We start from the raw sequence: 13,206 nt of genomic DNA on the forward strand, positions 1-13,206 counted from the left end.
TGCATTGCCCGAGCACACCTTCCGCGTCAACGGCGAGCAGGTCACCGTCGACGTCGCCGATGACGTGCGCCTGCTGTGGGTTTTGCGCGACATCCTGGGCATCACCGGCCCGAAGTACGGTTGTGGGGTGAACGTGTGCAAGGCGTGCACCAGCCACCTCAACGGGGTGGCGGTGAGCCCGTGTGCCATCCCGGTGGGTGAGCTGCGGCCGGCCGATGAGGTCACCACCATCGAGGGCCTGGCCGCCACCGTCGGCCGGGAGCTGCATCCCATGCAGCAGGCCTGGCTCGACCAGGATGTTGTCCAATGTGGATACTGCCAGCCCGGCCAGATCATGGCGGCCGTGGATCTGGTCAGGCGGGCCGCCGCGCAGGGCCGCGCCATCACCGACGCCGACCTCGACAGTCTGCGCAACATCTGCCGATGCGGCACCTACTTTCGGATCAGGGAAGCCATCAAGGCCGGGGCGAGGAACATGTGAGAACCGTAGCCGTGGAAAGAACGCCCGAGCAGCTGCTGGAGGCGGCGATGCTGGGCGCCGGTCTGCTGGGCGGGACGGCGAACGTCATCATGCAGCTGGCCCGGCCCGAGGTCGGATACGGCGTGGTGGAAAGCACTGTCGACAGTGGCAAGCTCTTCCTGCACCCGGTCAAGCGGACGCGGACCACGCTGGCCTATCTGGCGGTGGCCGCCATCGGCACCGATGAGGAGCGCAGGCTCTACCGCCGGGCGGTCGACCGTTCCCACGCCCCGGTGCGCAGCACAGAATCCAGCCCGGTGACATATAACGCCTTCGATCAGGATCTGCAGCTGTGGGTGGCGGCGTGCCTGTATCGCGGGTTCGCCGACACCCATCGCCTGTTCGTGGGTCCGCTCACCGATGCCGAGGCGGAGGCGCTCTACCAGGTCTGCTCCCGCCTGGGCACCACGTTGCAGCTCAAGCCCGAGCGCTGGCCGCCGGATCGCGCCGCGTTCGAAGATTACTGGAATGCGCAGCTGGAACGGATCCGCTTCGACGACCCGGTCCGTGAGCACCTCGAACAGATCATGCTGCTGCGCTACGCCGCCCGGCCGATGAGCGTCCTATTAGGACCATTTCATCGCTTCACCGCGATCGGGTTTCTGCCACCGCCTTTCCGCGAGCGCATGGGTTTGCGGTGGAGCGCGCGCCAGCAACGCCGGTTCGACCGCATGATCAAAGCGACGGCGCTGTTCTACCGGATCCTGCCGGGACCGCTGCGCCGGTTCCCGTTCAATGCCGTCCTCTGGGACGTGCGCCGCCGCATCCGCAGTGGCAAACCGTTGGTGTGAAAGCTCAGCCGAGCAGATCGAGGGCGAGCGCGGCGATCACCCTGTCCGCGCCGCCGCGTTCGTCGAAACGCACGGCGCGGCCCAGATCGGCGATGAGGTTCAGCGCGCCGTGGGCCAGCACCCGGCAGTCGGCCGTGCCCAGATCGGGCTGCTGCATGCTCAGCACCCGCACCCACTCCTCGACGTGGGAGCGCTGGGCGCGCCGCAGCTCGTGCCGGTCGTCCTCGGGCAGGTTTGTGTTTTCCGCCTGGTACACCGCCACCAGGTCGCTCTGCCCGAACACCAGGTCGACATAGGAGTCCACCAGCCGGGCAAGGGCGTCGGCGGGATCCGTCGCCGCGGTGAGTGCGGCGGCCGTGGTGGCCGCCACCCGGTCGGCCGCCCGGTAGTAGACGGCGGCCAGCAGCTCGCTCTTGGAAGAGAAGTGCCGGTAAAGGCTGGACGCCCGGGTGCCCGACGCGGCGGCGATGTCCTCCATCGTCACCGCGTGATAGCCGTTGAGGTGAAACAGGCGCAGCGCCTCGGCCATGATGGTTTCCCGCCGTGAGCGCAGGCCGGCCTCCACTGCTGGGCGGCGGCCCGCGGCCGTCGGCACCTCGGCCAGCTTGGCGTTCAGCAACCGCCAACCGGCGGCGCCGAGCAGCTCCTGCGCCCTTGCCGGCGCGATGACCGCGCGGTGTGTGGACAGGCTGCCCACCAGGCTCAGCACCCCCCGGGCCAGCAGCCGCGCCTGGTGGGTGTCGAGCTCGGGGCGGATCGCCCGCAGCGGGACGGCCAGCCGATTGATGACTGTTCTCGCGTCGTGGCGCAGCTGTGCCTGGTCTTCGGGCCCGAGGTAGCGGCCCTCCCACTGGTAGAGCCCGCCCACCTTGCGCCGCTGCACGCCGAGCTGGACCAGGTCGGCCAGGATGGCGTCGAGGCGGTCTCTCGGGGTTGAATCCTCCTGGGGCGCAACGGTTGCGGCCAGTAGGGCGTCGGAAAGCTCCCGCGTCGCGTGTCGCAGCATCGCGTACTTGTTGGGGAAGTGGTTGTAGATGGCGGGGCCGCTGATGCCGACGACGGCGGCGATGTCGTCGATGCCCACGCTGTGGTACCCGCGTTCACAGAACAGCTCCGCCGCGGCCAGCGCGATCTGCGCCTTGCGATCCTTGGGGCGCTTCGCCGGTGCCGGGGGATCCAGCGCTGGTCGTGCCGTCACTTCCCGTCCTCTCACCGCCAGTGTCGTACGCCATCTTGACACAGCCCCCAGCAGGCTAGGAAAGTTAACCGAAATTCGCATGGAGGTGTGACATGCCTGCCGACGAGGCGTATATATTCGACGCGATCCGAACCCCGCGGGGAAAGGGCAAGCCCAACGGGGCGCTGCACGGCATCAAGCCCATATCGCTGATGACCGGGCTGCTCGGCGAGATCCGCCACCGAAACCCCGGGCTCGACCCGGCGCTCGTGGACGACATCGTGCTCGGTGTCGTCTCGCCGGTGGGGGAGCAGGGTTCCGACATTGCCAAGACCGCAGCGATCGCCGCCGGGTATCCGGAAACGGTCGCCGGCGTCCAGCTCAACCGCTTCTGCGCGTCCGGCCTGGAAGCGGTCAACATCGCCGCGCAGAAGGTCCGCTCCGGCTGGGAAGACCTGGTGCTCGCCGGGGGAGTCGAGTCCATGTCGCGGGTCAAGATGGGCTCTGACGGCGGGGCCTGGGCGATGGATCCGGAAACCAACTACGACAGCCGATTCGTGCCGCAGGGCGTCAGCGCCGACCTCATCGCCACCATGGACGGCCTGGGCCGCGAGGATGTCGATCGCTACGCGGCGCTCTCCCAGGAACGGGCCGCCAAAGCCTGGGCCAACGGGCACTTCGCCAAGTCGGTGGTACCGGTACGCGATCGCAACGGCGTGACCGTCCTCGACCGCGACGAGCACGTGCGACCGGGCACGACCGTGGAGACGCTCGGGGCCTTGCCCGCGTCGTTCGCCAGCATCGGCGAGCTCGGCGGCTTCGATGCCGTCGCCCTGCAGCGCTACCACTGGGTCGAGCGGATAAACCACGTCCACACCGCGGGCAACTCCTCCGGCATCGTCGATGGCGCGTCGCTGATGCTCATCGGCAACGAACGCACCGGCGAAGCGGCCGGGCTGCGGGCTCGTGGCCGCATCGTGGCCACGGCGCTGTCCGGCGCCGACTCGACAATCATGCTGACCGGGCCCGCGCCCGCCTGCCGCAAGGCGCTGGCCAAGGCCGGGCTGACCGTCGACGACATCGACCTAGTGGAGATTAACGAGGCGTTCGCGGCGGTCGTGCTGCACTTCGTCAGCGACATGGGCCTGTCGCTGGACCGAGTCAACGTCAACGGCGGCGCCATCGCCATGGGTCATCCGCTGGGCGCGACCGGCGCGATGATCCTCGGCTCGCTCCTGGACGAGCTGGAGCGCCGCGAAAAGCGTTACGGCATGGCGACCCTGTGCGTCGGCGGCGGCATGGGCATCGCGACCATCATCGAGCGGGTGTGAGGACACGGATGACTGAGCAGAACATGATCGGATGGGACCGCGACGCCGACGGCATCGTGACGCTGACGATGGACGACCCCACCCGTGGCGCCAACACCATGAACCTCATTTACACCCAGAGCATGGCGTCCACACTGGAGCGTCTGGCCGCCGAGCGCGACAGCATCACCGGCGTCATCCTCACCTCCGCCAAGAAAACCTTCTTCGCCGGCGGCGACCTCGACATGCTGCGCCTGGCCACCCCGGAGACCGCTGCCGAGGTCTTCGGTCACGTCGAGGCGGCCAAAGGACAGCTGCGGCGGCTGGAAACCCTTGGTATACCGGTGGTTGCGGCCATCAACGGCTCGGCGCTGGGCGGCGGGCTGGAGATCGCGCTGGCCTGTCACCGGCGCATCGTCGCCGACGACGCGCGCATCGAGCTCGGCTTCCCCGAGGTGACGCTGGGGCTGCTGCCCGGTGGCGGCGGGATCGTGCGGACGGTGCGCATGCTGGGCCTGGCCACCGCGCTGACCGAGCTTCTGCTCAAGGGGCAGCGCCTGCGCCCGGCGGCCGCGGCGCAACTGGGCCTGGTGCACGAGGTGATCGCACCCGACCAGCTCTTGCAGGCCGCGCGGGCCTGGATCCGCAGCGGCCCGGAGGCTGCGCAGCCGTGGGCGGCCAAGGGGTGGAGGATCCCGGGCGGCTCAGCCACCACGCCGTCGCTGGCGGCGATGTTGCCCTCGTTCCCGGCGCACCTTCGCAAGGAACTCAAGGGCGCCCCTTACCCCGCGCCGCGGGCCATCCTGGCCGCCGCGGTGGAGAGCACGCAGGTCGACGTCGACACCGCGCTCACCTTGGAAAGCCGCTACCTGGTCAACCTCATGATCGGGCCGGTCGCCAAGAACATGATCAAGGCGTTCTTCTTCGACATGCAGGAAGTCAACAACCGGCCCAGGCCCGCGTCGCACACCCCGCGCAAGCCCGCCCGGGTGGGGGTCCTTGGCGCAGGCATGATGGGAGCCGCCATCGCTTACGTCTGCGCCAAGGCGGGGCTTGCCGTCGTACTCAAGGATGTCACTGTCGAAAGCGCGGAAAAGGGCAAGGATTATTCGCGTCGCCTGGTGGAAAAGGCGGTTGCTCGCGGCCGGTCCACCGCGGAGGCCGGTGCGGCCCTGCTGGAGCGCATCACGGCGACAGCGGCTGCGGGCGACCTCGCCGGCGTGGAGATCGTCATCGAGGCGGTGTTCGAAGACCCTGCCATCAAACATCAGGTGTTCAGCGAGATCGAAGATGTTGTCGCCGTGGATGCCCTGCTGGCCTCCAACACGTCAACCCTTCCCATCTCCCTGCTGGCCGAGGGAGTCAAGCGCCGCGAGGATTTCATCGGGCTGCATTTCTTTTCGCCCGTCGACAAGATGCCGCTCGTCGAAATCATCAAGGGCCGGCACACCAGTGAAGAATCCGTTGCGCGGGCACTGGATCTGGTCGCGCTCATCCGCAAGACGCCGATCGTCGTCAACGACAGTCGCGGTTTCTTCACGAGCCGCGTCATCGGCACCTTCACCAACGAGGGCATCAGCATGCTCGGTGAGGGGCTCAACCCTTCCTCCATCGAACAGGCCAGCGCCCAAGCCGGATACCCGGCGCCTGTGCTGTCGCTGATGGACGAGCTCACCCTCACCCTGCCCCGCAAAATCAGGCAGGAGACCGCCGAGGCTGTCCGCGCCGCGGGCGGCACCTGGCTGGCGCACCCCGCCGACCTCGTCATAGACAGGATGATCGATGAGTTCGGCAGGCGTGGCCGCTCCACCGGCGCCGGTTTCTACGACTACGACGACACCGGCAAACGAGCCGGGCTGTGGCCGGGCCTGTCCGAGCATTTCGGCAACGGCACCGAGATTCCGTTCGAAGACATGAAGGAGCGCATGCTCTTCGCCGAGGCGCTCGAGTCCATCAAATGTCTCGAGGAGGGCGTGCTCACCTCTGTCGCCGATGCCAACGTCGGATCTATCCTCGGCATCGGCTTCCCCGCCTGGACAGGCGGTGTGCTGCAATACGTCAACCAATACCCTGGCGGGCTGCCCGGCTTTGTCAAGCGCGCTGCCGAGCTACAGGAACGCTACGGGGTCCGTTTCGCCGCCCCGCAACTGTTGCTGGACAAGGCCGCCAGCGGCGACGAGTTCCGCTAAACCAGGCATGCCCGGCCAGCGCTAAGCTCCGCTGGCCGGGCTTTCCTGAGAAGCAAAACCTTTATTGCGCCGCTTCGTGGTGGTCCGTCGCCGCACCTCCCGGGCGGCAACGCCACGCCCGTGCTTGGCCGCGCCCGGCGGCTGCGCCGCCGACCCGCGGGCGCTGGATCAGTCGTCGGGTTCCACGGTGAACCACCAGTCGCCGGTGACATGGACCTGAAGCCTGGGGCCGAGTTTCGTCTCGGTCCGCTGTGCCGGCGCGTCGGGTGGGGTGCCGGGAACGTAGGAGTAGTACCAATTCCATCGCCACGAGTCGTCGCGAAGGTGGAACGAAGTGCCGGGGCCCCATCCACCTTTCTCGATCCGAAAAATGTCCACGTGGGATTGGTCGATCGCGTCGATCATCCGGGCGAATGCTGCCTCGCTCGCGGGGTCGAATGGCGGCTCGGGGTCGTCGGGATTGACACATTCCCGGTCGCGGTCCCGATAGGCGCCCTGCGACCAGGTGAACACGCGGCACGCCGGGCGACCCCACGCCGCAGGCTCCTCGATGTACAGGAGAACTCCCAGCTCTTGGGTAGCCGGCAGCGCCCGAGACTCCAGGCTTGCGACATCGCGGAGCATCCGCTCACGCGGGTACAGGGGCGGGTTGCCTTGATTCGGCAGCGCATTCTCGTCGTACCCGAAAGGCATGGTGAATGTGCCGATGCCGGGCAGCTCGACCGGGCCGATCGCGGCGAGTCCAAGGACGGCGGCCAGCACGGCAGCCACGCCGCCCAGCGCACGCCGGCCCCGGCTGCGGCGCAACGCTCGCCGGGCGGCGGCGAGGGTGAGCCTGGCGTCGGGACCGGCCGCGGGCAGTCCGGGGGCACCGGCCCGCAGGCGGGCCACGACATCGTCATCGTGCAGCTGGACGCTCATTTCAGATCCCCTTCCGCGAAGATCTCGCGCAGTCGCGCGATGCCCCGCGCATGGTGGGACTTGACGGTGCCGACCGAAATCTCCAATTCCCGGGCAACCTCGGCTTCGGTGAGGTCGAGCAGATGCCGCAGCACCACGACCCGCCGCTGCGCCAGCGGCAGCCGGGCCAGAGCCTTGACCACGGCATTGCGGGCGACCACGGCCCCCATATCGTCTGGTCCGGCCTGATCGGGCAGCGCGCCCGGATCGACGAGAACCTCGCGCCGCGTGCGCCGCCACCCATCGATGCGCAGGTTGACCAGCACCCGCCGCGCGTAGGCCTGCGGGTCGCCGTCTCGCGCCACCCGCCAGGAGCGATAGGTCCGCTCGTAGGTGGCCTGGACCAGCTCCTCCGCCCGGGCAGGATCACCGCACAGCAACACGGCGGTGCGCAGCAGGTAGCGGCCGGACACGGCCACGAACTCAAGGAACTCCTGGTCACGCCGCCCCGCCGCCCGCCCGTCACCCCCGATCGGCGGCACGTCCGCGCCCACGGCGGACGGTTCGCTGTCAACGCTCACAACAGCCACCACGCAGCGACATCGCGGAACGTTGTCACGGGCTCGGAAGATCTATCCATTGGCCCGGGACTCAACCGGCCCACGGGCCGGACAGGGAACTGGACCTTACCGCTGGACCGGTTGCGGCCCTAGTGTTCCGCTCATGGTTCATTCCGCGCCGGAGGCCCCGATTCGGCCGATCGTGACCGGCCCCATGGCCCGGTTGCTCGTTGCGTCGATCGGCGCGCTCGGCAGTTTCTATCTGCTGATGCCTGTCGTCCCGTCCTACGTGGCCACGGGCGGCGCGGGCGGGGTGGGCGCGGGTCTTTCCACCGGTGCCCTGATGCTCGGCACGGTGCTGGCCGAGCTAGCCGCGCCGGCTTGGGTCGGCAGATGGGGCTACCGCACGGCGATGGCATTTGCCTTGCTGGTGCTCGGGGCACCGGCCGCTGTGCTGCTGATTTCGTCGTGGCCGCCGGTGGTGCTCGGGGTCTGCCTGGTACGCGGAGCCGGGTTGGGGATCGTCTTCGTAGCGGGCGCAGCGTTGGCGGCGGAGCTGGCGCCGGCCGGTCGCCGCAGCGAAAGCCTGGGCCTGTACGGGGCGGCAGTCGGGATTCCGGCCATCGCCTGCCTCCCCGCGGGCGTGTGGCTGAGCGGACGCATCGGGTATCCGCCCGTCTTTCTCGCCGGCGCCGTGCTGGCATTGCTTGCCTTAGCTGCCGTGCCGGGCCTGCCCGGGCGTGCCGTGCCGGCCGACTCCGTGCCGGTCGGTTCCGCGTCGGTCGGTGCCGTGCCGGTCGGTGCCGTCCCGGTCGGTGCCGTGCCGGTCGGTGCCGTGTCGGCTGGTTCCGTGTCGGCTGGTTCCGTGTCGGTCGGTTCTGCGTCGGCCGAAGGTCTTGCCGGACCGGCGATGGTCTTCGCGGCCGTGGCGCTGGTGGCCGGTGTGCTTCTGACCTTCCTGCCGCTGAGCCTGTCCGGGGCGTCGCCTCGGCTGGCCGCGGTGGCGCTGCTCGTACAGTCCTGCACCACGCCGCTGGCGCGGTGGGCGGCGGGCCGCTACGGCGCGCGGTACGGCGGCCGCATGCTCCTGCCCGCGGTCGTCGCGGTCGCCGTAGGGACCGCCGCGCTTGCGTGGGCACCCAACCCCTGGGCGGTCTTGGCCGGTGTCGGCCTGTTCGGCATCGGGTTCGGGGTAGCCCAGAACGTGACGCTGACGCTGATGTTCGCCCGGGTGCCCACCTCCCGTTTCGCTTGGGCCAGCGCGCTTTGGAACCTCGCCTATGACGGTGGCATGGGGATCGGCGCGGTCGGCTTCGGACTCCTGCTCGGCCCGATCGGCTACGCGGCGGGATATCTGTGCACCGCGGCGGTCCTGATCACCATCCTGGTGCCCGCGTGGCGGCAGAGGCACACCGGTCTGGCATGACGATGCGGCCGGCTGTCAGCTCGATGGTGTTGGGGGGTCGGCGACGATGGGAGCGTAATGCTGGGCGACGCCGCAATAGCTTGGGCGCGTTCCGAAAAGCGGGTGCCGGCAGACCTGGATGGTGACGCGGGTTATCCCGGCCGTCGTCGGGGCGGAAGGGCCGAGGGTCAGGCTGACCGCGACGACGGCGTTGTTGGCCCTGGCTTCCTGGCGCAGCTGCGCCGAGCCGGCGAAGGCGGTGTAGCTCGCGATCGTGAAGAAGCCGTCGTCGGCGCAGAGGAAGTTCTCGTTGGGGATGGGGTGGTCGATGACGGTGCCCCGGATTTCCACCGCGATCGGGCGAATCGGGGCAGTGCTGCTGTATCGCCAGATCAGGGTTCCTTGGGTGCTGCCGTAACGGCAGTTGTCACCCGAGTCGGCCCGGAACGGGAACGAGGCGGAGGCCGCCTGGGCGGGGACGGCGGTCGCGAGCAGGCCGCCGACGACCGCGAGCGCGATCGTGGAAGCCAGGCGCAGGATCTTCATACCGACTCCTTAATCTGATAGATGGAAATCTAGCGATAGCATTGTAGGCGTCGTCTAATCTGGACGCACTCCAGACGCTTCTGGATCGAGACGTGCATTGTGAAGTGCATCGACGTCCTTCATAGTGACTGGTATGAACCCCGTGATACGCGCGTTGACCGCGGCGTTGTTGGGTCTGGCGATGTTGGTGACCCCAACGGCAAGCCAGTGCCCGTTGTGCAACTTCATCATCGGCGAGGATCCCGAGGAAGAGCTCGAGGAGATGGCAGCCGGCGGTGGAATCGGGGCGCCCTACGGCGCTGACGAATGGATGACGACCCAGCGGACTTATCCCGACAAGGCTGTCGACTTAGGACAGTCGCGCGCCAAGGCGATCGAACAGGCCAACGTGGTACGCGCCTCGGGCGGGTTCGCGGCCCAGGCAGCCTGGACGTCGCTTGGCCCGACGAACGTCGGCGGCCGGGTCACCGACATAGTGGTGGATCCGGTGCGCAGCAATACGGTCTATGCCGGCGCCGCCTCGGGCGGGGTGTGGAAGAGCACCAACGGCGGCACCAGTTTCAGCTACTCCTGGAACATCACCTTGCCCCAGTCGGTCGGCGCGCTGGCGATCAGCCCGGCCGGGGTGCTCTACGCGGGCACCGGCGAGGGCAACCCGGGCGGCGGGAGCGTCTCCTTCCCGGGCAACGGGATCTATCGGTCCAGCGACGGTGGGGTGACCTGGACGCTGCTCGGGCTGACGGGGACCAACCGGATCGGGCGCATCGTGATCGACCCGGCCGACGCCAACCGCATCTTCGTGGCCGCCGCCGGGAACCTGTTCGTGCCGGGCGGGGCGCGCGGCCTCTACCGCAGCACCGATGCCGGCGCGACCTGGCAGCTGGTGCTCGCGGGCGCGAACTCCACCACCGGCGCGATCGATCTCGCCATCAGTACTACCAGTGTGTATGTGTCGATGTGGGATCACGTGCGCACCCCCGGAACGCGCGTCTACGGTGGCGTGGGTTCGGGGATCTATCGATCGACCGACGGCGGCGCCACCTGGGCACGCCTGGCCGGCGGACTGCCCGCATCAAGCTCGAACCTTGGGCGCATGGGCATCGCGGTCTCCAAGAGCACCCCCACTCGCCTGTATGCCATAGCCGCCAACACCTCTGGCAATTTCCTGGGCATGTGGACCTCGACCAACAGCGGCACCAGCTGGACGGCGCTGACCAACACCGGCCCGGTTTCCAGCTCGCAATCCACCTTCGGCTGGTGGTTCGGCCGCATCTTCGTCGACCCCGTGTCGTCGTCGCATCTGTGGGTGCCGGGTGTGCCCATGGTTGAGTCGACCAACTCCGGTAGCAGCTGGACGAGCAACTCCAGCTCGTTCCACGCCGACCAGCACGCGGTAGGCTTCGATCCGTTGGTGGCCAACCGGGTCTTCATCGGCAACGACGGCGGGATCTACCGTTCCACCGCCAACGGTTCGCTCTCCGGAAGCTGGACCAAGACGACGAACCTGGCCAATATGCAGTTCTACACCGTCGCTGTGTCCAAACAGGACATATCTCGAATCAGCGGAGGCTTGCAGGACAACGGCTCCAGGCGCTCATGGTCGAACTGGGGATCCTACTGGGGCGGCGACGGGCTTCAAAACCTGATCGATCCGACCAACCAGAACAAGGTCTACGCCTGCTCGCAGAACGGCAGCTGTGGCCGGTCCACCAACGGCGGCACCAGCATGTCGAACTTCGGCTCGACCACCTCGAGCCGGCGCGCCTGGCTCACCCCGGTCACCTTCGATCCCACCAACCCGGCGATCATGTACTACGGCGGCGAGCGGCTCAACCGCAGCACCAACTCGGCGCAGACCTGGGCGGCGATCAGCCCGGACCTGAGCCGCGGCAGCAGCGGTAGCTCCACCTTCAACACCATCAGCACGATTGGTGTCGCTCCGTCGAATGGCGCCGTCATTTATGTGGGTACCGATGACGGCCGCATGTGGATCACCCGGAACACCGGTGGCAGCTGGACCGAGATCACCGCCGGGCTACCCACCCGGTTCATGACCCGGGTCACCGTCGACCCGACGGATGCGAACCTCGCCTATGTGACGGTGTCCGGCTACACCGCCGGTGACATCGCCCCGCACGTGTTCCGTACCACGAACGGCGGCACGAGCTGGCAGGACATCTCGGGGAACCTGCCCAACGCCCCGGTCAACGACATCGTCTACAACCCGCAAAACCGCACCGTGCTTTTCGTCGCCACCGATGTCGGGGTTTTCACCTCGAGCGACACCGGAGTCACCTGGACCACGGCCGGCACCGGCCTGCCCAACGTGCCCGTGCTCGACCTCGACACGACAGTCTCCGCGGGAGTCACCCAACTCACCGCCGCCACCTATGGCCTGGGCATGTATCGCGTCGCCGTCTAATCGCACCGCCAAAACGCGGCCGGGGCGCGGGCGAGCAATCGCCGGCGCACCCGGCCGCCGTGCTGAGTACCAGGTTTGATCCGCGCGGTCGAGTGGCTGGCACAAGTCATTCGCAAGTGGATGACAAGTGAAACGAAAGTGGGTATTCCAATTCGCTGCAAATAAGCAAGAATTGTAGTCACTCCAGTCTATATAGATTACTTTACATATCCTCTGACCGCATGCCATGGTGATTTAACACCGGCAAGCGCCGGATTCGGCGCAAGCGTCATTGAAATGGGTGCATCGCCGCAGCCCGCTCCCCTGGAGGCGATTATGGACCAGCTGATCAACCCTGCCCAAAAAAGGCCCTGGCAAATCGAAAGCAGCAGGCTCTGGAATCGAAGAGTCGCGCAGCTGAAAACAGTCGCGGAACTCTATGCGCATACGTTGCTGCGCATCTCGCTGGGCCTGGTATTCCTATGGTTCGGCCTACTCAAATTCACCCCCGTCAGCCCGGTGGCGAAGCTCGTCGCCGACACGGTTCCGTTCGTCCCGGCCCGGGTCCTCGTACCTACCCTGGCCGCGCTCGAAGTGGTGATAGGAATCGCGCTGCTCCTCGGAAGATGGACCACCGCAGTGGTGGCGGTAATGATCGCCCACCTGTCCGGCACGTTCCTCGTGCTGGTGGTCCAGCCCACGGTCGCGTTCCAGAACGGCAACCCGCTGGAGCTGACCATGACGGGCGAGTTTGTGGTCAAGAACGTCGTGCTCATCACGGCCGCGCTCGTCCTGCTCACCCGAGTGCGGGCGACGGCAGACCCGAACGACTGAGCAGATGCCCCCACCCGCCACCGTGAACGCTTCCCGCGCGGGCACGGTGGCGGGTGAGTGCTTGATGGTTGTTGGAATGGATAGGTGTCTGGTGTGCTGAATTTCGCCGAGCTCTTGCGCATGCGGGGTCTGCGGGTGACAAAACCTCGTCTCACCGTGCTCGATATCCTTTCCCGCGGCGGCCATCTGGAGGTTGAGGAAGTCACCCGTCAGGTTCGTGCCCATCTGGATTCGGTTTCCACCCAGGCGATTTACGACGTGCTCGGTGTCTTGACCCGAGCGGGCCTGGCCCGGCGCATCGAGCCTGCTGGTTCACCGGCGCTGTACGAGGCCCGAGTCAACGACAACCACCATCACATCGTCTGCCGCGCCTGCGGCGCCATCGTCGACGTCGAAGGCGCGATCGGGGAGAGCCCCTGCCTCGACCCGCCCCACACCCACGGCTACGACATCGACGAGACCGAGGTCACCTTCTGGGGCCTGTGCCCAGGCTGCCGCGAGCTGGCCGTCAACGACTAGGCCGGTCCTGACCGACAGCAAAAAACGCTGGGAACTGTCCGGGCCAATCGGCCG

The 13,206-nt window shown here is 67.6% G+C and carries 12 protein-coding genes; 8 read left to right on the forward strand and 4 right to left on the reverse strand.

The window, feature by feature from the left end:
• Nucleotides 1–4 precede the first annotated feature (4 nt).
• Both Rhe02_RS05415 and Rhe02_RS05420 read left to right on the forward strand, forming a co-directional pair.
• The gene (locus Rhe02_RS05415) at nt 5–481 is read left to right on the forward strand and encodes a (2Fe-2S)-binding protein (protein WP_203906952.1); all 477 of its coding nucleotides are present in this window, start codon (nt 5–7) and stop codon (nt 479–481) included.
• Nucleotides 478–1,311 carry an oxygenase MpaB family protein gene (locus tag Rhe02_RS05420; protein ID WP_203906953.1) on the forward strand — a complete coding sequence of 278 codons (834 nt, stop codon included), beginning with the start codon at nt 478–480 and terminating at the stop codon, nt 1,309–1,311. Before Rhe02_RS05415 ends, Rhe02_RS05420 begins: the two co-directional genes overlap by 4 nt.
• Before the next feature lie 4 nt (nt 1,312–1,315).
• On the opposite strand, the gene Rhe02_RS05425 is transcribed toward Rhe02_RS05420, so the two are convergent.
• On the reverse strand, nt 1,316–2,509 hold the full coding sequence (locus Rhe02_RS05425) for a TetR/AcrR family transcriptional regulator (protein ID WP_239123404.1): 1,194 nt from the start codon (nt 2,507–2,509) through the stop codon (nt 1,316–1,318).
• 92 nt (nt 2,510–2,601) lie between these two features.
• On the opposite strand from Rhe02_RS05425, the gene Rhe02_RS05430 reads away from it, so the two are divergent.
• Both Rhe02_RS05430 and Rhe02_RS05435 read left to right on the forward strand, forming a co-directional pair.
• Complete coding sequence (locus Rhe02_RS05430; protein ID WP_203906955.1) at nt 2,602–3,819, forward strand: acetyl-CoA C-acetyltransferase; 1,218 nt, start codon at nt 2,602–2,604, stop codon at nt 3,817–3,819.
• 8 nt (nt 3,820–3,827) lie between these two features.
• Nucleotides 3,828–5,987: a 3-hydroxyacyl-CoA dehydrogenase NAD-binding domain-containing protein gene (locus Rhe02_RS05435; RefSeq protein ID WP_239123406.1), complete on the forward strand. Its 2,160-nt coding sequence runs from the start codon at nt 3,828–3,830 to the stop codon at nt 5,985–5,987.
• Nucleotides 5,988–6,155: 168 nt separating this feature from the next.
• Here Rhe02_RS05435 and Rhe02_RS05440 read toward each other — a convergent pair whose 3' ends face one another.
• Nucleotides 6,156–6,908, reverse strand: coding sequence for a hypothetical protein (locus Rhe02_RS05440; protein ID WP_203906956.1), 753 nt, complete (start codon nt 6,906–6,908; stop codon nt 6,156–6,158).
• Nucleotides 6,905–7,468: a SigE family RNA polymerase sigma factor gene (locus tag Rhe02_RS05445; protein WP_239123409.1), complete on the reverse strand. Its 564-nt coding sequence runs from the start codon at nt 7,466–7,468 to the stop codon at nt 6,905–6,907. The genes Rhe02_RS05440 and Rhe02_RS05445 overlap by 4 nt, the downstream gene beginning before the upstream one ends.
• Nucleotides 7,469–7,610: 142 nt before the next feature.
• Here Rhe02_RS05445 and Rhe02_RS05450 point away from each other — a divergent pair, with 142 nt between their 5' ends.
• The gene (locus Rhe02_RS05450) at nt 7,611–8,873 is read left to right on the forward strand and encodes an MFS transporter (RefSeq protein ID WP_203906957.1); all 1,263 of its coding nucleotides are present in this window, start codon (nt 7,611–7,613) and stop codon (nt 8,871–8,873) included.
• Between the two features lie 15 nt (nt 8,874–8,888).
• Here the strand turns inward: Rhe02_RS05450 and Rhe02_RS05455 are convergent, their stop codons facing one another.
• Nucleotides 8,889–9,398 (reverse strand): hypothetical protein, encoded by a 510-nt coding sequence (locus Rhe02_RS05455; protein ID WP_203906958.1) that lies wholly within the window; start codon nt 9,396–9,398, stop codon nt 8,889–8,891.
• Nucleotides 9,399–9,531: 133 nt separating this feature from the next.
• Between Rhe02_RS05455 and Rhe02_RS05460 the strand changes: the two genes are divergently transcribed.
• From Rhe02_RS05460 to Rhe02_RS05470, 3 genes are all read left to right on the forward strand, one after another.
• A complete protein-coding gene (locus tag Rhe02_RS05460; protein WP_203906959.1) occupies nt 9,532–11,820 on the forward strand; it encodes a beta propeller repeat protein in 2,289 nt (762 codons plus the stop codon).
• A 276-nt stretch (nt 11,821–12,096) separates the two neighbouring features.
• Entirely contained in the window at nt 12,097–12,633 is a 537-nt protein-coding gene (locus Rhe02_RS05465; RefSeq protein WP_203906960.1) for a DoxX family protein, read from the forward strand.
• A 120-nt stretch (nt 12,634–12,753) separates the two neighbouring features.
• Entirely contained in the window at nt 12,754–13,152 is a 399-nt protein-coding gene (locus Rhe02_RS05470; RefSeq protein WP_203907033.1) for a Fur family transcriptional regulator, read from the forward strand.
• Nucleotides 13,153–13,206 lie beyond the last annotated feature (54 nt).

The sequence above is a fragment of the Rhizocola hellebori genome (genome assembly GCF_016862955.1).
Classification (GTDB): Bacteria; Actinomycetota; Actinomycetes; order Mycobacteriales; family Micromonosporaceae; genus Rhizocola; species Rhizocola hellebori.